The organism is Streptomyces sp. NPDC001480, from assembly GCF_042894725.1.
Lineage (GTDB): Bacteria > Actinomycetota > Actinomycetes > Streptomycetales > Streptomycetaceae > Streptomyces.
In genome coordinates this window covers 1-17,800 of the sequence record NZ_JBIAVX010000051.1, presented here as the reverse complement: position 1 = coordinate 17,800, position 17,800 = coordinate 1, and the positions used below count along the sequence as shown (strand labels likewise).

Genomic DNA, 17,800 nt, shown 5'->3' with positions numbered 1-17,800 from the left:
GGAGCCGGCAACCGAAGGAGAAGGTTGGTAAGCCACGCCGACAGCCTCCCATCGACAAGCCCACCACACCCACCGAACTTACGAAAAGATCAGTAGGGCGTGGTCGGCTTCGTGGCCGAGCCGGCCATGGCAGGGAGCTCCTGGCGCAGATCGAGGTAGCTCCGCAACCGGCTCCGACCAGCGCACTCGCCATCGAGGTGATTCCGGAAGCGCGGTCAGGCGGAACGGAGACGGCTCGGACGCTGCGACTGTCCCGACTCTTCGCGCTTCCAATCCGGCATTCAAGGATTTCCGGCCTGCGAGAACGCTGCCCTGCGTTCTTGAATACGCGCCGCCGCCCCGCTACGGGCCCGGAAAGGATCAGACACCTCCCTCCGGCTACTGCGGAGGGAGGTGTCGGCGTCCACGACCGGCTTGCCCATAACACCCCACCTGCACAAACGGGCGCCCGCGCGATGGGGGGTGCTGCAACCCTCGGTGCACCCCTCGCTGCAACGGTCGATCCAACCCTCCAGCCCCCTATGGGCCCCATCAAGGAAGCAACCCGCCGGGGCCGAACAGAGCCGCCCGCGACCCGCGTCGGACACCGGCGGGCAAGCACCGGCCGCCGCGCTGGGCTTGCCCAGCCCGCACGGAGCCCCCGACCACGAACACCAGCTCTAGCCGGGTCGTCCCTCATGACTCGCTTCGGCGGCACTGCGGCGGCCGGCCTTTGCAGCGTCCTGACGGGCCGAGTAGGGGCGCTCGACGCGAGGCGTGCACCTCAGGAGCGAAGCAAGATCAACAACGTGAGAGACTACGAAGGACCATTCGAATTACCCATAGGGGGAACGGAACACATGGCTCTCACTAGTCTTCGAAGGACCGCTGTGGCCGCCGCGTCTGGCGCTCTCGCGCTCGCCGGCGTCGTAGCAGGCTCCGGTACCGCCGACGCCTCTCCGGGCCAGACCGCCTGCAGCCAGTGGCGCAGCGGGCTTGGACAGATCTGCGTGACGGAGGACGCCAACGGCTACAACGCCCAGTTCTCCAGCACGATGTACGGCAAGGTCGACTTCAACCTCATCATCAACACCAGCCAGCACGTGGGCGACAAGGGCGCGTTCAACGTGGTGTCGGGCAAGCCCTACACCTACTACTTCGCCACTGGCAGGCAGCACGACGCTGCCCTCTGCCTGTACTCGCGGGACGGCCAGTTCTCGCAGATGTGCACGTCGATCCTGTTCGGCTGACAGCCGGCCGACGGTCCGGATCCACGGTCGCCGGCCGATGACGGGGCGTCCGCAGCTTGGTACGGCTGTGGACGCCCCTCCGTATTGCGGTCACTCCCCACTCGTTCACCCGGCCCACAGTTACCCCGGTTCGGACGAGGACGCCGCAGGCCCGCACGAGTGGGACAGCGGCACAGCAGCAAGAGCTCGCTGTGCGGTGCTCACAGCGCGTGCGCGCTGCGAGGATCAGTTCGTGCAGGTGTCCAGCATGGACGACAGTGCCGTCTTCTCCTTGTCGGTGGTGGTCAGCTTCCAGACGGATTTGATGTGCGTGTAGTCCTTGGCGTAGACGCACCAGAAGGCGTGGTTGGTGGGCTTCCAGTCGGCGGGCCCGCTGTCGAACTTCGAGGTGCTCGAGGACTCCGAGGCGATCAGCAGCTGCGGGTCTTTCAGGTCGTTGCCGAACTCTTTGCGCTGTTCGGCGGTCCAGGTGTCGGCGCCGGAGCGCCAGGCTTCGGCCAGGGGCACCATGTGGTCGATGGTGGCTTTGGCGACCTCGGTGACGGTGGCCCTGGAAGGCCCTGTGCCCCGGAGGCGTGGAAGGCACCGGCCCCGGCCGCCTGCGGACCTTCGCGAGCGCGTCCGCCCAGGTCCGGGACCGGTGGAACGCGCCGTTGTCGGTTATGACGCGGCGGACGGGCGTGATGCCGTGGGCGGCGAAGAACGCGACGGCCCGGTGCCAGAAGGCAACCGCGGTCGCCGCCTTCTCGTCCTCCAGGGCCTCGGTATAGGCGAGCCGGGAATGGTCGTCGAGCGCGGAGTGGAGGTAGGTGTAGCCGACTCTCCCGGTCCCGGGACCGGCGCGCTTGGAGGCTCGCGCGGCGTCAGTGCCATGGCCGTGCATGCGCTTGCCAGCCGCCGCCTGCTGGGATGCGTCCGAACTTGTTGATGTCGACGTGAACCGGCTCGCCGGGGTGGTCGTGCTCGTAGCGGATCACCTCGCGCAGCTGCTCGCCGCTGGGCGGGTCCAGGTCGCGCAGCCGATTGAGCCCGCGGCGTACGAGGACGCGGTGGACGGTGGCGGGCGCGACGGTGATGCCGTGCAGCCGCTTCAGGTCCGCGGCAAGGCGGGCGGGCCTGTGCTCGGTTTGCCGCCGCAGCGCCTCGATCAGATCCGCGACGTCCTCCGCGGTGCGGGCGGGGCTCGTGGCGGCCCGGGACGAATGGTCGGCAAGACCGTTCTCGCCGTGCGCGCACCAGCGGGCGTACCACTTGGCGAGGCAGCGGCGGGAGATGCCCGCTTCCGCCGCTACGTGTGCGATCGGACGCCCGGCGTCAATGCGCTCGCACAATCGGTGAAGCCCTTCCGGCGTCAGTGGCGCGTCGGGATGTCCCGCCATCTCAGCCCCTCGAGGTACCAGCTCCGAGTGTTCATCACAGGCGTCATGAGATGTGCTGTGACGCCGTATTTACGGCGATCGTGCACAGTCTCTTGGTTGCACGCGTGAGGGCGACATACAGGTCACGCTCACCGCCGGGGCGGGCTGCGGCGATCTCCTCCGGGGCGACGACGACGATCGCGTCGAACTCCAGGCCGCGGGCTTCGGATACCGGCACGACGCACGCCCACCGCGTGACATCCGCCGACGCCAACTCCTTGACCCGGTCGTCCGCGCAGATCACGGCGGGCAGATCGCCCGGGTGCGCTGCCACCTGCGCTCGAAGCTCCCCGGCCACGGCGGTGGCGAGGGAGTGCGGGCAGGCGGTGAGGTGGCGGGGAAGATCGCCGTGGCGAATCGACCGGCTCGGCGTCTGACCGGGGGCGATCCGCGCCAGCAAGGGGTGAGTGCTCGCAAGGATCTCCTGGGTCGTGCGGTAGCTGACGGCCAACGTGTGCAGGGCGAACCTGCTGCCGAGATGCGGACCCAGCGCCTGGGACCAGTCCCTGGCCGCCGTCGCGGGGCCCGCCTGGGCAAAGTCACCCACCAGCGTCATCGACCTGCCCGGACACCGGCGCATCACCATCCGCCACTGCATGGCGGTCAGTTCCTGAGCCTCATCGATCACGACGTGCCCGAACGACCGCTCCGGCGGCCCGTCCACCAAGGCCGCCGCCTCATCCAGCAGCGGCACATCGGCATCCGTCCACGGAGCGTCAGGCGACCGCACCAGTGGGGACCGTTCGTCGCCGGGGAGCGAGGGCAGGTGCCTCGCCAACGTGCGAGCGTCTGCCAGCAGGGCTTGTACGATCGTTTCGGGCGTCAGCCGGGGCCAGAGTGCCTCCACCGCACGGTCGACGTGGTCGTCGCCCGAGAGGTCCGCGCGGACGGCATCCGCGTCGAACACCTCGGCCGGATCCGCGGCCGGCGCGTCGTCGAAGCCGAGAGCCCGAAGGTCAGCCTCGGCCGCGGCGTCGAGATCCAGGCCCGTGCTCTCGGCGATCTCGACGTCGATATGTTCGAGTGCTTCGACGGCGTCGCGTTCCAGGGCGTCCGTGACCGCGTCGATCAGGTGCTCCTTGAACACCGCCCGCGCGCGGTTGTGCGCCAGACCGCTCGTCACTGCGGCCTCCCGTGCCGCTGCGACATCCGCGCCGGCAAGCCGGACCCACTGCTGCCCCACCCGGACCGCGAAGCCGCCGGCAGGTGCCTGCCGGGAGCGCACCAGGTCCGCGAGCGCGTCGGCGAGTGCGGAACTCCCCTTGAGGCGCGCGGTATCCAACGGCTCCACAGCTGCGGGCATCACCCCGGCCAGCTCCGCGCACGTCGCCAGGAGCACGTCGTTTTCCCCCAGCGAGGGGAGCACCTGGGAGACGTAGTCGAGGAACCGCGCGTTCGGCCCGAGCACCAGCACACCGCGCGCGGCCGCTCCCGGGAACGTGTACAGCACGTATGCCGCCCGGTGCAGCGCAACCACGGTCTTGCCCGTACCGGGGCCACCCTGCACTACCGTCACTCCCCGATGCGGGGACCGGACTATCGCGTCCTGCTCCACCTGCAACGTCGCCACCGCCGCACGCATCCGCCCCGTGCGCTGCGCCTCCAGCGCTTCCGTCAGCGGACCATCGCCGACGATGTCGCCCACTGTGGCCGGCGATCCGTCCAGTAGCTCGTCGCTCACCGCACGGACCGTACGGCCCTCGACTCGCAGATGACGCCGGCGCCGCAGCCCCATGGGGTGGACGGTCGTCGCCTCGTAGAAGGGCCGCGCCGCGTCCGCTCGCCAGTCGACGAGCAGCGGCAGGTCCCGATCACCTACGTGCAGGCCGAGCCGTCCGATGTGCAGGACGGTTCCGTCCACGCCATCGATACGTCCGAACGCCAACCCCTCCTCGGCCCCCTCCAACCGACGAACCTGACGCGCCAGACGCTCTGCGGCGACGTCGCGCGCGTACACCTCGCCCGCGCCTTCGGCCGGTGACCTCAGCACATCCGCCAACTGGGCCCGAACCTCGGCCAATCGCTCATCGAGCAGTCGGTACATAACGGCAACGTGGGCCTGCTCCGACTCGACCTGCCCTGCGGCACCCTCATTGAACTGGGACAAAAGCAGCCTTCCTCCCGACCGGCCCCTACTATGCAGCCAAATTCCTCTGAAGGTAAGGCTTGACTTACTTGTCCGAGTCGGCCGCGCCGCGGTCGGCCCGCTATCGGTTCAGGTCTGGGCGGCCTGCTGGCACTGTCGGGCGTGAGGAGCCGACCGGGCTCGATTCGGCCTGAAGAGATTCGGGCTCAAGGACGCTCAGCACTTCCGCCATGCCACAGCTGGTGCAGCCAGGGGACGAAATCCACCATCATGGTTGCCTCGCCGCCTCGTACGAGGAGCAGTTGGTGGAAGTGCGGCCGGCTCGCGGTACGGGCGACGGCCCTTTTCAGACGGCGGCGCAGAACGTCGAACGTCAGGACCTCGATGCCCAGCCGCGGCCGGTCGGGATTGAGGTAGGCGATGTCGATGACGTCACGTTGTCCAATTTTGACCATAGCGGGTCCCGACTCTACCTCGCCGGGCGAGGCCCTTGGCAGGGATCGTGAAGGCGTCGCCGCGTACTGCCGGGCCTAGCCGCCCCTGAGACCCGCGGCGCGCTCGTACATCCCTGCCCCGTTGGGTACACACCAGGTAAGGACCCACCACTGTGAAGACTGCGATCACCGATCCCGCACTGCTGCCTGGCGCGTTCGAGGATGCCCTGAACGGCGGTGACGTCGAGGGCGTGCTGGCCCCGTTCACCCCTGGCGCCACCATGCGCACGCCGACCGGCGAGGTCATCACCGGTCACGAGGCGCTGCGTCGGGAGATCAGCGGGACCGTTGCCGCCCGTGGTCGGCTCACCAACATCCCCCGGCACACCCTGGTCGGCGCCGACGCCGCGCTACTGGTCACCGACTGGACCCTCGAAGTCACCGCCCCCGACGGTGAGCGTGTCTCCCCGACCGGCACCACCGCCAACGTCGCGTGCCGAGGCGTCGACGGCTGCTGGCGATTCGCCGTGCTCAATCCGCTCGGCACCGCCTGAGCGACCGCCTGAGCGCGAAATGTGCCTGCCTAGGTCCAGCCCGGAGCGGCGCCAGGCCAACGTGGGTGCCGTGCTGGCCCTGCTGCTGGCCATGACGGCCCAGGTGGTCTCGCACCTGATCGAGGCCGGTTACATGACCAAGAGGCCGCTCGTCGTGGTGGCCGTTAGCGCCGTGCCCCACTGGTCGCGGCACACACCCTGCACCTGGCGAGCGTCAGCACGTCGGAACCCATGACCACCTCGCATTCCGCCGAATCCGACGTGGTCATGGTGAACATCAGTCGGGGCGGCACTCCCCCATGGAAGCCCCCGACACCGAAGTGGGCACCGGCCCTCCCGCCGCCTCCCGTCAAGGCCCCCCGCCTGCCCTGACGCCCCGCCCGGGGACTGTGACGGCCCGCGTGGGCCTTGAGGGCCGGGTCATCGACGTCCTCCAGCGAGCGGAAGGTCCTTCAGCCTGCGCTGATAGCGGTCGTGGACTCGGTCCGAGAAGCAACCACAGTCCGGACATGCCGCTCCCACCGCGCGACCTCTCGCCGCCGCCTCGACCGTGCCGAACGCGGCTGTGACCGCCTCGACATCCACATCGTCGATTCCGTCGAACACCAGCGAGTCCCAGAACGCTGCATCGGTCTGCATGACCAGCACCATCACCGGCCATAACCGGCTGCAGCAGCGGGCGGCGGGGACCTGAGGGAGCGTCAATTCCGATCGCTGGACGACAGGGCGTACGCGGTCTCACGTGACCCCGTCTCCTCGCATTCGAACACCGCGATGACTCTCCGCAACCGCTCCCCAAGATCTGTGCCAGAACCGTTCTCGTGGACAAAGCCAGCCGCCTCCCAACCGGCACTGACCGGCTTCCTGCGCCACGTCCCCGTCCTGGCAGTGCCCCTGGTCGACCTGCTCCGCGGCGGCCCCTCCGCACCCGTATGGCGGCCCATCCACGACCCCGACCAACGCGTCCCCTGGAGCCAGACCCGGCCCCCATAGACACCCTGCGCAATCACTGCGCACCCACCACCGCACAGTGATTGCGCACCATCACACCGCCCGTACGGCGATACACACCACCCGACCAGGAGCCCGACCATGAGACCCGCCACCTCGACCACAGACCCGACCATCGCAGGTCACAGCGTTGCGCAGCCGCTGCGCATCGCGTCGACGACTGCGCAGCCGGGACCCGGTGGCGGGGCGGGCGATGCGCAGCCGCTGCCCGGCGGGTGACGCGCAACCATCGCTGCCATGGTCACGCGGCGCAACCCGCCTGTCTCGAGTGCGCATGGCCGGTGAGTGTAAAAGCGAGTGACCACCACTGCCCTGGTGAAGGGTGCTTCACCGGGGCAGTGGTGGTCACTGGCTGTTGTTGCCGCCGTTTTGGGTGTAGGCGGCGGACAGGCCGATGGCGAACTGGGCAATCGAGTTGACAGGCATGTGCGCGGCGACGTATCACGCTCGCCATGATCCACCGCCGGATGATCTTTGAAGCCGGACCCTAGTCCGCCCCCGGCGACGATGACAGGATGCGGGCAGCGACGGCCGCACTGTGTGCGGCCGCCCCGGCGAAGGGACCGGTGAGCTGGCGGAGAGCGTCCAACAACTCCCCGAGCTCGCCCAGGTCGCTCCTGCGGTAAAGCATCAGGTCTGCGTCCGGATCGTCAGGCAGCGAGGAGGGAAGCCAATCCGCGCCGCACCGGCTGACCGTGCGGGCCACGTGCAGGTGCACCAAGTGCACGTCGGCCCGGTCGCCGCCGATGAGGCGGGCTGCGTCAGCCGGGTCCACGAGCTCCTTCAGCGCAAGCACCGCGATGCCATGCCCCTCGTCGAGCGCCGCGCGGATCCGTGCCGCTGGCAGCCCGGCGTGGGGGGCTGTGCTCACCCATTCGCGCTTCGCCATATAGTCCTCCCGTTCGGCCGCGATCTCCTTCCGTTTCTCGGCCACCTTGACGTGCGATGCCCACCGTCCTGCGGGGTGTGCGGATGCCGACCCGGCCGAGTGATAGGCATGCTCTCCCTCCCGTGTAACTGATCCCGCTCCACGTGTCCGACCGCTGTCTGTCGCAGAGGAGCAGGACCACTGTCACCTTCCGGTCTCATATCGTAACGACCTGTGATTACAAGGGTGTGAAGTTGTTGCCGGACCTTCGCGGTCTTCTGGTCGCGGAGCGGGTGCTAAGGCCGGGGCCAGCGTCGGGCTCGGGCGATGAGTACCGCGACGTCGTCGTGGTCGTCGGGATGGCGCAGGGTGTCCAGGAGCCGGTCGCAGGTTTCCTCCAAGGACCGGTCGGGTCTGTGGAGCAGTTGGAGGAGGAGGTCCAGGCGCTCGTCGATGGCGTGGTGGCGGGTCTCGACCAAACCATCGGTGTAGAGGACCAGTTGGTCGCCGGGGGCCAGGCCGAAGGCGGTGACTTCGAAGGCGACACCGCCGACCCCGAGGGGTGCGCCGGTGGGGAGATCGAGCAGTTCGGGGGGCTCGCCGGCGCGGATCAGCACGGGGGGCAGGTGTCCGGCGACAGCGATGTGGCACAGGGCGCGGTGCGGGTCGTAGACGGCGTAGGCGCAGGTGGCGTACTGCTCCAGGTCTGTGGTGATCTTGTCGAGGTGGTGCAGCACCTCGGTCGGTGGGAGGTCAAGGTCGGCCAGGGTGGAGGTGGCGGTGCGCAGGCGTCCCATGGTGGTGGCGGCGCTTATGCCGCTGCCCATCACGTCGCCCACGACCAGTGCGGTCTTGTCTTCCACGAGGTGGAGGACATCGAACCAGTCGCCACCGACTTCGATGGTCGTTCCGGCGGGCCGATATCGGGAGGCGATCTCCAGGCCCGCCTGTTGTGGTGGGAGGTCCGGCAGGAGGCTTCGCTGGAGGGTCACAGCGGTGTTACGTGCGCGTTGGTACAGACGGGCATTGTCGATGCACACCGCGGCTCGATCGGCCAGTTCACCGGCCAGGGTGAGGTCGTCGTTGTCGAAGGGCACCGAGTTGCGGGCGCGGCTGAGGCCCAGGGTGCCGAGCACCTCACCGCGGGCGATCAGGGGCGTCAGGAGATAGCTGTGGATCCCGGCACGGGCCAGGATGGCGGCGGCCTCGGCGTCACGGGCAATGCGGACCAGGTCCCGCTGGCCGACGTGGGGTACCAGGATGGCGCGGCCGGTCCGCACGCATTGAGTGGCCAGGCGCTGCGCGCCGTAGCTGGCGAGGTGGCCGGGAGGGTCGACGGCACGGACGGCCTCAGTCGGGTACGCGGCCTTCACCGCGAGGGCACGGAAGAGTGCCCGGCCGGCACCGGGCCCCATCGGGGGGCGGTCGGCCAGGACAGAGTCCAGCACGTCCACCGCCGCCACGTCGGCGAGCTCGGGGACGGTGACGTCGGCCAGCTCGCGGGCAGTCTGTCCCACATCCAAGGTGGTGCCGATACGGGCGGAGCCGTCGGCGATCAGAGCCAAGCGCTGCCGGGCACGGTGCCGATCGGTGACATCCACCAGCACGATGGCTACTCCGAGTACCCGCCCGCCGGGACCGTCGAGCCGGTAGTAGGAGACCGACCACGCGTGATCGTTGTCGGGGTCGGCGGGAGTGCGTCCCACGCTGCGCTGATCGATCAGGGGCTCGCCGGAGACAAGGACTTGCAGCAGCGCGGCCTCGATCGCATCGACCTCCAGGAAGGGCAGGGCCTCGCGGACCGGTCGCCCAAGGTGGTCTTCGGCTCGGACGCCATTGATCTGCGCCAGCGCCGGATTGACGGCCACGTACCGCAAGTCGGTGTCCAAGACGGCCACCCCGATCGGGGACTGCGAGACCAGCCGCGTGGACAGGGCCACGTCCCGTTCCACCTGGCGCAGGAATGCCTCGTCGGTGACGATGCCCAGGGCATAGAAGGCACCGCATTCATCCAGCAGCCGCATGCTGCGGAACTCCACCAGCCGGGAACTGCCGTCTTTGCGCCGGACACGAAAGGCGCCTGCCCCTCCCTGGCCCGTCCGCATCACCTGGGTGAACAGCCTGATCATCAGGTCCAGGTGCTCCTCATCCACCAGCAGCCGCGCCGCGTCCTGGCCCAGCGCCTCCTGCGAGGTGTAGCCGGACAGCTCCTCGGCCTGCCGGCTCCACAGCACGATCCGCCCCTCGGCATCCAGCAGCACCGCCGCGACACTGAGCAGATCCAGCAGCCCACTGCGCTGCGGCGGCCCAGGGCCCGGCTGGTCGCCCTCGGCACCGAAGAGGTCGGCTGTCCTCATCCCAGGCACTCCCTCCGCCCGCCAGCGCGACATTGCCCCGGCGCCCTGTTCACGTCGGCTTCAGGCTGCGTCCCTTACACCTCGCAGTGCTTCCATGGTCCCCCCGATCTGGGTAGCCGCCAGGTCGCGCGAGACAGCTCGACACGTCACAAAGAGCCACGGCAAGCCCGGCAACATCGGAGCCAGCCGGTAGCTGGGGCCGTTGATGCCGATGACACCGCAGTGGTGCAGAAGTCGGTCGAGGATGGCCGTGGCAAGGACCCGGGAGCCCGGCGAGCCGGGCGTGCGGCTGCGCTGCTTCCTGGACCTGCGCCAGGAACTCGCCTTGGAGCACAAACAGGACCGAATCCGTGCCCTGGAGCAGCAGCTGGCCGCCAGCGGCTACGACGTGAAGGTCGAGACGAAGTGGTGGGGTTTTCAGATCCTCCTCAACGCCAAGGCCGCCCAGGACGTCGCCGACATTTTCGAGATGATCGGCGACTACGCCTCGGACGTCCTGGGGAAGAAGATCGGCACGGTCGTGGAGGTGTACTGCAAGACCCGGGCTGCCCTGATCCGCGCGGTCGGCAAGGACTACGGCTGTCGGCTCGTCTCACCGTGGCGGCGGCCCGTGCGACCTCGCTCGGGCCAGGCGTCAGCGCCGGCCCAGCGCCCGGGCCTCGACGAATGCTGGCTGGGCAAGTCGAGTCAGGACCACAGGGTGACTGCCTTGGCATGGCTGCGCCAGGAAAAAGTCAGCCAGTAGGAGCCGTGCCGAGGCGTTCCAGAAGGAGTCCTTCCCGGGTGGACCAGGGGCAGATGGTCACGCTGTCGGCCCCGCAGGCTTCCATGAGAGCCTCGGCGACCAGGGCTCCGGCCAGGGACTGTTCGGCGCGGTGCGGGGAGATCCCCGGCAGCATGCCGCGGCGGGCCGGCCCCGCGTCGGCCAGCAGCGGAATTGATGCCCGCAGTGCGGGCAGGGTCAGCCGCCGTGGCGTGCGAGAGGTCCCGGTCCGGGCGGCGGCGAGACGGGCGAGTTGCGTGAAGGTCTTGGAGCAGGCCAGGACGTTCCCGTCCGGCTCGGCCTGTGGCAGGCCGGGGACCGCGCTCAGGGAACGGCGCAGGTGCCGCTGGACTTCGCCCAGGCGTCGTTCGGAGGGGGTAGTGCCGCCGGGAAATTGCTCGCGGGTGACCCGGCGGGCGCCCAGCGGCAGCGAGCACACGGTGCGGGGCTGGTCCGAGGTGCCGGAGGCGATCTCCACAGTGCCGCCGCCGATGTCCAGGACCAGCAGGGGGCCGGCCCCGGAACCCACCCACTGGCGGGCGGCCACATAGGCCAGCCGCGCCTCCTCCTCGCCGGGCAGCACCCGCAGCCGGACACCGGTGGCCCGCGCCACCCGGGCGATGACCTCGTCACAGTTGGGCGCATCCCGGATGACGGAGGTGGCGAACGCGAACACCTCCGCCACGCGCAGCTGCGGATCCGCGGCGACTGCTTCGGCCACAGCCCGCTGCACGCTTCTCACCCCCGGCTCGCGCAGCCGCCCCTTCCGATCGAGGGCCTGGTGCAGCCCCAGCCGCACCTTGCGGGACAGCACCGGCTCCAACACCCCGCCCGCCCGACGCCGTGCCACCGTGAGCAGGGCGCTGTGGCACCCGACGTCAAGGACTCCTGCCTGCCGCATCCCACCGCTTCCCTGTACCGCGAGCGCTTCCGCCCCCGTGGACCAAACTGCTTTCCCCCGGCCGCTGTGCCGGGCGGGGCCACGCGAATCCGGGCACCGAGTGACCATCATGTCACCGCTCGTGTTCCCATGTGGCGTCGGCATTCCGTCGGCGCACGCATGTCGAATTTCGACCAGGGGCCCCGAGCGGCTGTGAGACCCGAGCCATCGGTTCGGGCTCAACGAACAGCTCAGGTGGCTGGCGTCCGTGCATCGCGGAAAGACGGTCGCGGGCGGCCTTCAGGGCAGGCTCTGCCAAAGGGGTTGGGGTGCTGCTGGTCACGCCGGAGGGGAAGCGGTACGCGGAGCTGGAGCGGCTACGAGGCCCACCATGATCAGCCCGCGCCTCCTCGCGGAGTAGCCGGACAGCCCTGTCGAGGTGCGTCCGGCTCTCTCTGGACAGAGGCTGGACGCATGGCCCGCACCCCGCACGTCACCGTCCAGCCACCCTCGCCCGCAGGAGGTCGACGGGTGCGGGTGGACGGCACAATCCTTGAAATGGCCTACGGAATCACCATCTATGGGGTGGCCTACGGAATCACCGATTTCCTGAAGATTCTGCGCAGAGTCGGCATCGAGGTGGATGACGTCGACTTTGAGGACTCCCCGCTGATCACCTGGCACGGCGGCGGCCCCGATGTGTGGCCCCCACCTACCACGACGTAGCTGATCGATCCTCCAGCCAGACGACCGCTGCGGCAGACCGCCGACACCCAGCTCAGACATCTTGTGTAGGCCTCGTCGGCAGCCGCATGCGGGACGGGTGAACCGCTCATAGGCTGATGATGCTCGGGGCTATCGCGGAGACACCTCAGGCGCTCAACGTGTCAAGCAGCTGCGGCGAGAGCGGTTGGAAAGGCCGTGTGCTCGTCGAACAGCGTGTGGTGCTGGAGGCAGTGGTAGAGCTGTCCGAGCATGCGGTTGAAGAGGTTGCGCTGTGCGGCGGCGTGCCAGTCTCCGTGGTCGTCACGGCGGCGTCGGTAGTGGGCCTTGGCACCAGGTGAGGCGGTGATGGAGGCGAAGGCCCAGAGGTAGCCCGCGGCGTGGTTGAGGCGGTTGTTCTTCACCCACCTGCGGGTGACAGTTGACTTCTTGCCGGAGGCCCTGGTGATGGGCGAGGCGCCAGCGTACGACTTCAGACCGCGGGCGTCCGCAAAGCGGGTCTTGTCGTCTCCGATCTCGGCGAGTACCCGGGCGCCGAGCTGGACCCCGAGGCCGGGGAAGCTGAGGATGATCTCAGCGTCCGGGTGTTGGGGGAAGGCCTCTTCGACCGCCTCGGCGAGGTCGTCGGCTGCGGTGCAGGCGGCCTCCAGCTGGAGTAGGAGCGCGAGCATTTGCATACCCAGTGCGTCCTCGACCAGCGGCGGCTGGTGAGCGTAGTCGTCGCGGAAGACGCCACGGAGCCGCTCAGCTTCGACCGTGATGCTGCGCTTGCGGCCGGCCCGCTTGAGCGCGGCCCCCAGCTGTGTGCGAGTCAGCCGCGCAGCCCGGGTCGGCGTCGGGGCCGCCTTCAGAAGCTCCCGGGCCTCCGGCCGGCACAGACCGTTGCGCCAGGGATCGACCGCCGCCAGTGCGGCTGGGTAGTACTCACGCAGCAGCGAACGGAGCTGGTTGGACAGCTACTGGCGGTTCCAGAGAGCGTCCTGCTGAGCACGGGCGAGGACGGCGACGGCCCGGCCGAGGTCGCTGTCGGTGGGCAGTGGCCGGTGGGCGTGCATGTCCGTCCGCAGGATGTTCGCGAGCACCAGGGCGTCGCCAGGGTCGGACGTCTTCCGCGAGACCGAGTGCCGGTCGCGGTAACGGGCGACCGCCATCGGATTGATCGCGAACACCTGCCGCTTGCCGGTCCGCAGCACCGCGACAAGCAGGCCTCGGGAGGTTTCGATCGCGACCGGAATCGGGTTCTCCTTGCTGTCGCCGTACTCGACCAGCAGGTCCAGAAGCATCTTGTAACCCGCGGCATCGTCGGTGATGTGCCGCTTGGCCAGTAACTGGCCACTGTCGTCTACCAGGGCGACGTCGTGTGTACGCTCGGCCCAGTCGATGCCGCAGTAGATCAAGAATCCTCCTTGTGCCGCACGGTTTATCCTGGTCACGAGCACATGCGGGCCACGCGTCGACCTAATCCCAGGACTCAGCGCGATGGCTGGTCCGCCACCTCAGCAGCCGTTCGTGGCACCAGCTCGTCGCACGGGCCTCGGTCTGGCAGAGAGCCCTGGCAACTCGGGCCGATGAAGAAGTCACTGTCGCGCCTGCGTTGCCACAAGGAGAGCATGCTGATCACTGCAACGAGGATGCCCCAGCCCCCCAACAGAGCCATTCCAAACCGCGTCACCCTGCTCACGTTGAGCTGGGTATTCCGCCAGCGCAGCGATGCGTACAGGACAGCTGTCCGTAACCGGGCTTTACCTGCAGCGTCGTCGATGGGAAGCGCGTCGAATGACTCCAAGTCCTCACGGACCATCCTGCCGAGATCTTGAACCCTATTGAACCTGTAAGCCTGGGCTTGCGGCGGATGCACAAAGCTCATGCGGGCAGATCAAGGCCCCGAGTCTCTGATCAACTCCTCTGTTGTTCCTGCAGTTTGAGGCGATGGGCATTCGGGCCAGGGCGGCAGCTCGCTCACGGGTGAGCGCCGAGGAAGGGGTCCAAATCGATGCCGCCAGTGGTGACCGCGGCCGCAGCGCATCGGGAGCCGTGTCCCCAGTGCTATGCCAACGGACGGCTCGCCGCCTTCCCCGAGTGGCGAGCCGCTGCGCTCTGCTGAAGTGCGACGCTGCCGTCGCGCACCGGCGATGGTGTTGAGGTGTTCGCTCTGCCGCCGCGGTTGATCCGGGCATTGGCCGACGCCACCTCCGTTGAGCTGGAGGAGCTGGCAGATCGCTGGACCGCGAGGCTCAGGTCCGCCGACGGGGACGAAATGACCGACGATGATCTGCTGGCGGTCCTGCAGGCAGTGTCCCGGCTTGCGGCGTCTGCGGTGACCACGGGCGGCGGCCTCTACAACTGGAGCTTCTGACCGTCCGGTGAACCTCTTCTTGGGCGGCGGCGTCGCCGTTTCTGGCGGGGCGAGCCAGGAAAATGACACGGCGCTGGGAATCCAGCACATGACATGGCGTGGGAAGTCCAAGAACCGTCGAGGTCAGAGGTGCGGCAGATGACACGGGTCGCGGGAACCTACACCTGTTTTTGGCGCTGGCCCACACCGGCCGGGGCGATGAAGCTGCCGCAGGTGCCGCTTGCGTCCGTTGCCGGCTGAGTTGTGGTCCGGCCTGTCGGGGCCTGCCATCGAGTGTGGAGCGGTTACGGACTGCACCATCCTCATCGAGCCGGTCACGTTTCTCCTGATGGCGCTCGGGCGCCGGGGCCAGTGGGGTCCCCTCGCTCAGGGCCGCATCCTGGTCGGGGGGCGCAAGCCCTGGCTCGCTCCGCGTTTCCCGGCTCTGTTCAAGGCGCCCTGAGCGCGGCGGCCCGACGGTGGCCGGCTGCCTGTGGTCGTACGGGCTCGGTGGTCACCCGGGTTCGGGGGCGGTGACGGCCGGGGCGGCGCCGAGGAGGCCGAGGAGGGTCTCGCGGTGGAGGTCCGCGATCGGGCCGAGGAAGTCCGGGTGGCGCAGCAGGGGGGCCGCGCGGTGGTCGCGCGGGCTGGGGATGGTCAGCCGGCGCGCGTCGCCCACGCTGTCGGGGCCGTGGTGGGTGGCGGCCAGGCAGGCGGCGGCCAGGGCGGCGAGATCGGCGTCGGCCAGCAGGCAGGCCGCCCAGCTGACGACGGTCTCGTCGACCTGGGTGCGCCAGGCGTGGGTGGCGTCCGTCAGCGGGGGTGCGTCGGCGCCGGTGACGAAGTCCAGCCGGCCGGAGCCGCCGGGGCCGAGCAGGTCCAGCAGTTCGGCGTCCAGCGCGGTGGGGTAGCGCAGGGCGGCGGCGATGGTGGCCGCATGGCCTGCCTGGGCTTCGGCCAGGGCCTGGTTCAGCGGGCCGGTGGCCGGGGGGAAGGCCGCCAGCAGCCAGCGTGCGGAGGCGGCGATGACGGGCGAGAGCGCGGTGGGCATGGTGGACCGTCCTGTGCGTATGCCCGCCTGTCCTGGGTGTTCCGGTGTGGGTGATCCGGTCGCGGGCACTGCGCGCCCGGGCGGGGAGGTGCGGACAACGGTACGGCGGCCTCCCCCGGGGGCGACAGGAGCTGCGTCACAGCCGGGGATCACCCCCTGGCCTTCGGCACTGGCTCCCCACTCCCTCACCGGGGAAGCCCGGGTCAGCGCGGGGACAGGCCGGGGCGGCTGCCGAACGGGGTGACGAGGTGTCCCAGCACGGCGGACTTTCCGATACCAGACGATCCGGTGACCAGGGTGACCTGCGGGGCCGACCTGCTCAACAGCGGACACGCGGTAGTACGGGTGCACACCCGGCTGATGGCCGGCGCACGACGCTCGGCCCGAGAGCGCGGGAAATCCGACCCGATCGACGCCGAGGCTGTGGCCCGGGTCGCTCTGCGCGAGCCAGACCTGCCCAAGGCATGCTTGGACGGGCCGAGCCGGGACATCAAACTGCTGGTCGACCACCGGCGCACCCTGGTCGCTCAGCGCACCGCGATCGGCAACAAGCTGCGCTGGTTCCTGCATGAACTCGACCCTGAGCTGGCCGTCGCCTCTCGCGGCCTGCGCCGCCTGTGCATCCTGGACCACCTGGCCCAAGCCCTGATCCAGCATCACGGGACACTCGCGGCCATCGCCGCCGAACTGGTCACGGATTGCCGCCGTCTCTTGGAACGCATCAACGCGCTGGAGAGCCACATCCGTCGTCTGGTCACCGCCCGAGCACCGCATCTGCTGGCGATCCCCGGCTGCGGCGTCCTGGGCGCCGCGGTCATCATCGGAGAGGCCGCCGACGCCACTCGGTTCGTCTCCAAAGCCGCCTTCGCCCGGTTCAACGGCACCGCCCCGATCCCCGTCCGGTCAGGCAACAAAGTCCGCGTCCGGCTCAACCGGGGCGGCAATCGCACTGTCAACCACGCTCTCCACATGATCGCCGTGACCCAGGTGCGAGGCGATGGCGAAGGCGCCGCCTACTTCGCCAAGCAACTCACCGTCGGCAAGACCAAAGACTGAGGCTCTACGTTTGCTGCGGCGTCGCATCTCCGACCGCGTCTACCGAGCCCTGCTCGCCGACCAAGCCGACCTTGCACAACCCCTCAACCCGCCATCCCCAGTCCCCATCAGCCTGGCTGCTTGACATAGGAGCATCAAGGAGACCCGGTGACGGTGCACCCGTTCATCGAGGCGGAGAAGCAAGAGGGCCACAGCGTCAAACGCGCGTGTGAGCTGCTGAAGGTCTCCCGTGCCGCCTTCTACGCCCGCTGCACCGGCGTCATCGGCCCACGTTCCGCGCAGGACGCGGAGCTGACCGAGCAGATCACCGCCGTCCACGAGAAGTCCCGGGGCACCTACGGCGCCCCGCGCATTCACGCCGTCCTCAAGCGCGAGGGCACGCCCTGCGGCCGCAGACGCATCGCCCGCCTGATGCGGGCTGCCGGCCTCGCCGGCCGGCACCGCCGACGCCGACACCGCACCACCATCCCCGACCCGCACGCGGCCACCCGCCCCGACCTGCTCCTGCGCGACTTCCGACCCGACCCGGCCGCGACCGACGCCCGCTGGTGCGGCGACATCACCTACATCCCCACCGACGAGGGCTGGCTCTACCTGGCCACCGTCATCGACATCGCCTCCCGCCGGGTGGTCGGCTGGGCCACCGCCGACCACCTGCGCACCGAGCTGGTCGCCGACGCACTGCGAGTCGCCTGCCACCAGCGCCGCCCCGCAGGTTCCGTGATCTTCCACTCCGACCGCGGCAGCCAATACACCAGCCATGAATTCGCCCTGCTGGCAGGTGAGACGGGCATCCGGCTATCCGTCGGCCGCACCGGCCAGTGCCGGGACAATGCGCTGGCCGAGTCGTTCTTCGCCACCTTGAAGAATGAGCTGATCGGCAACCAGCCCTGGCCGAGCAGGTCCTCCGCCCACACCGCGATCTTCGAGTGGATCGAGGGACCCTGTTGCCCAATTGACCTCACGCTGCGAGGCCGAGGGCTGCCAGTCGAGAGATGCGGGTGCGTGCGAGGGCGGTTTCGTTCCACCAGGCGT

At 69.2% G+C, this 17,800-nt stretch carries 16 protein-coding genes and 3 pseudogenes; 8 read left to right on the top strand and 11 right to left on the bottom strand.

Annotated elements, in window-relative coordinates; translation table 11 throughout:
- The first annotated feature begins 869 nt into the window (after nucleotides 1-869).
- Nucleotides 870-1,229 (top strand): hypothetical protein, encoded by a 360-nt coding sequence (locus ACFY01_RS46245; RefSeq protein WP_390741801.1) that lies wholly within the window; start codon nucleotides 870-872, stop codon nucleotides 1,227-1,229.
- A gap of 225 nt (nucleotides 1,230-1,454) precedes the next feature.
- Here the strand turns inward: ACFY01_RS46245 and ACFY01_RS46240 are convergent, their stop codons facing one another.
- The 4 genes from ACFY01_RS46240 to ACFY01_RS46225 form a co-directional block, all read right to left on the bottom strand.
- A complete protein-coding gene (locus ACFY01_RS46240; RefSeq protein ID WP_390741802.1) occupies nucleotides 1,455-1,748 on the bottom strand; it encodes a DUF1524 domain-containing protein in 294 nt (97 codons plus the stop codon).
- Between the two features lie 344 nt (nucleotides 1,749-2,092).
- Nucleotides 2,093-2,608, bottom strand: coding sequence for a helix-turn-helix domain-containing protein (locus ACFY01_RS46235; RefSeq protein WP_390741800.1), 516 nt, complete (start codon nucleotides 2,606-2,608; stop codon nucleotides 2,093-2,095).
- A gap of 43 nt (nucleotides 2,609-2,651) precedes the next feature.
- On the bottom strand, nucleotides 2,652-4,691 hold the full coding sequence (locus ACFY01_RS46230) for a HelD family protein (RefSeq protein ID WP_390741799.1): 2,040 nt from the start codon (nucleotides 4,689-4,691) through the stop codon (nucleotides 2,652-2,654).
- 248 nt (nucleotides 4,692-4,939) lie between these two features.
- Nucleotides 4,940-5,188 (bottom strand): hypothetical protein, encoded by a 249-nt coding sequence (locus tag ACFY01_RS46225; protein ID WP_390741798.1) that lies wholly within the window; start codon nucleotides 5,186-5,188, stop codon nucleotides 4,940-4,942.
- Between the two features lie 152 nt (nucleotides 5,189-5,340).
- Between ACFY01_RS46225 and ACFY01_RS46220 the strand changes: the two genes are divergently transcribed.
- Nucleotides 5,341-5,721, top strand: a complete 381-nt coding sequence (locus ACFY01_RS46220) for a YybH family protein (protein WP_390741797.1) — start codon at nucleotides 5,341-5,343, stop codon at nucleotides 5,719-5,721.
- Nucleotides 5,722-6,141: 420 nt separating this feature from the next.
- Here ACFY01_RS46220 and ACFY01_RS46215 read toward each other — a convergent pair whose 3' ends face one another.
- The 4 genes and pseudogenes from ACFY01_RS46215 to ACFY01_RS46200 all read right to left on the bottom strand — a co-directional run.
- Complete coding sequence (locus ACFY01_RS46215; protein ID WP_390741796.1) at nucleotides 6,142-6,360, bottom strand: transposase family protein; 219 nt, start codon at nucleotides 6,358-6,360, stop codon at nucleotides 6,142-6,144.
- Between the two features lie 859 nt (nucleotides 6,361-7,219).
- Entirely contained in the window at nucleotides 7,220-7,666 is a 447-nt protein-coding gene (locus tag ACFY01_RS46210) for a hypothetical protein (RefSeq protein ID WP_390741795.1), read from the bottom strand.
- A gap of 230 nt (nucleotides 7,667-7,896) precedes the next feature.
- The gene (locus ACFY01_RS46205) at nucleotides 7,897-9,957 is read right to left on the bottom strand and encodes a SpoIIE family protein phosphatase (RefSeq protein ID WP_390741794.1); all 2,061 of its coding nucleotides are present in this window, start codon (nucleotides 9,955-9,957) and stop codon (nucleotides 7,897-7,899) included.
- A gap of 60 nt (nucleotides 9,958-10,017) precedes the next feature.
- A pseudogene (locus tag ACFY01_RS46200) lies at nucleotides 10,018-10,227 on the bottom strand (ATP-binding protein); the annotation flags it as partial.
- On the opposite strand from ACFY01_RS46200, the gene ACFY01_RS46195 reads away from it, so the two are divergent.
- Nucleotides 10,163-10,702: a DUF6207 family protein gene (locus ACFY01_RS46195; RefSeq protein WP_390741793.1), complete on the top strand. Its 540-nt coding sequence runs from the start codon at nucleotides 10,163-10,165 to the stop codon at nucleotides 10,700-10,702. The pseudogene ACFY01_RS46200 and the gene ACFY01_RS46195 overlap by 65 nt on opposite strands.
- Here ACFY01_RS46195 and ACFY01_RS46190 read toward each other — a convergent pair.
- Nucleotides 10,692-11,621, bottom strand: coding sequence for a Ppx/GppA phosphatase family protein (locus tag ACFY01_RS46190; protein WP_390741792.1), 930 nt, complete (start codon nucleotides 11,619-11,621; stop codon nucleotides 10,692-10,694). The genes ACFY01_RS46195 and ACFY01_RS46190 overlap by 11 nt on opposite strands.
- A gap of 453 nt (nucleotides 11,622-12,074) precedes the next feature.
- Between ACFY01_RS46190 and ACFY01_RS46185 the strand changes: the two genes are divergently transcribed.
- Nucleotides 12,075-12,326: a hypothetical protein gene (locus tag ACFY01_RS46185; RefSeq protein ID WP_390741791.1), complete on the top strand. Its 252-nt coding sequence runs from the start codon at nucleotides 12,075-12,077 to the stop codon at nucleotides 12,324-12,326.
- Between the two features lie 161 nt (nucleotides 12,327-12,487).
- Here the strand turns inward: ACFY01_RS46185 and ACFY01_RS46180 are convergent.
- A pseudogene (locus tag ACFY01_RS46180) lies at nucleotides 12,488-13,720 on the bottom strand (IS110 family transposase).
- 746 nt (nucleotides 13,721-14,466) lie between these two features.
- On the opposite strand from ACFY01_RS46180, the gene ACFY01_RS46175 reads away from it, so the two are divergent.
- Both ACFY01_RS46175 and ACFY01_RS46170 read left to right on the top strand, forming a co-directional pair.
- Entirely contained in the window at nucleotides 14,467-14,679 is a 213-nt protein-coding gene (locus ACFY01_RS46175; protein ID WP_390741790.1) for a hypothetical protein, read from the top strand.
- Nucleotides 14,680-14,968: 289 nt separating this feature from the next.
- Nucleotides 14,969-15,121, top strand: a pseudogene (locus ACFY01_RS46170) (sterol-binding protein); the annotation flags it as partial.
- A gap of 51 nt (nucleotides 15,122-15,172) precedes the next feature.
- On the opposite strand, the gene ACFY01_RS46165 reads toward ACFY01_RS46170, so the two are convergent.
- On the bottom strand, nucleotides 15,173-15,709 hold the full coding sequence (locus ACFY01_RS46165; protein WP_020937384.1) for a hypothetical protein: 537 nt from the start codon (nucleotides 15,707-15,709) through the stop codon (nucleotides 15,173-15,175).
- A 297-nt stretch (nucleotides 15,710-16,006) separates the two neighbouring features.
- Here ACFY01_RS46165 and ACFY01_RS46160 point away from each other — a divergent pair, with 297 nt between their 5' ends.
- Nucleotides 16,007-16,765, top strand: a complete 759-nt coding sequence (locus tag ACFY01_RS46160; RefSeq protein WP_390741789.1) for a transposase — start codon at nucleotides 16,007-16,009, stop codon at nucleotides 16,763-16,765.
- Nucleotides 16,766-16,912: 147 nt separating this feature from the next.
- The coding region (locus ACFY01_RS46155) for an IS3 family transposase (RefSeq protein ID WP_390741788.1) at nucleotides 16,913-17,800 on the top strand (888 nt) is incomplete at its 3' end.

What these genes read in the sequence shown, in the direction of transcription:
- ACFY01_RS46195 (WP_390741793.1), top strand. Translation starts at nt 10,163, where the DNA reads ATGCCGATGACACCGCAGTGGTGCAGAAGTCGGTCGAGGATGGCCGTG.
- ACFY01_RS46165 (WP_020937384.1), bottom strand. Translation starts at nt 15,709, where the DNA reads ATGCCCACCGCGCTCTCGCCCGTCATCGCCGCCTCCGCACGCTGGCTG.
- ACFY01_RS46190 (WP_390741792.1), bottom strand. Translation starts at nt 11,621, where the DNA reads ATGCGGCAGGCAGGAGTCCTTGACGTCGGGTGCCACAGCGCCCTGCTC.
- ACFY01_RS46205 (WP_390741794.1), bottom strand. Translation starts at nt 9,957, where the DNA reads ATGAGGACAGCCGACCTCTTCGGTGCCGAGGGCGACCAGCCGGGCCCT.
- ACFY01_RS46230 (WP_390741799.1), bottom strand. Translation starts at nt 4,691, where the DNA reads ATGTACCGACTGCTCGATGAGCGATTGGCCGAGGTTCGGGCCCAGTTG.
- ACFY01_RS46215 (WP_390741796.1), bottom strand. Translation starts at nt 6,360, where the DNA reads ATGCAGACCGATGCAGCGTTCTGGGACTCGCTGGTGTTCGACGGAATC.
- ACFY01_RS46235 (WP_390741800.1), bottom strand. Translation starts at nt 2,608, where the DNA reads ATGGCGGGACATCCCGACGCGCCACTGACGCCGGAAGGGCTTCACCGA.
- ACFY01_RS46185 (WP_390741791.1), top strand. Translation starts at nt 12,075, where the DNA reads ATGGCCCGCACCCCGCACGTCACCGTCCAGCCACCCTCGCCCGCAGGA.
- ACFY01_RS46225 (WP_390741798.1), bottom strand. Translation starts at nt 5,188, where the DNA reads ATGGTCAAAATTGGACAACGTGACGTCATCGACATCGCCTACCTCAAT.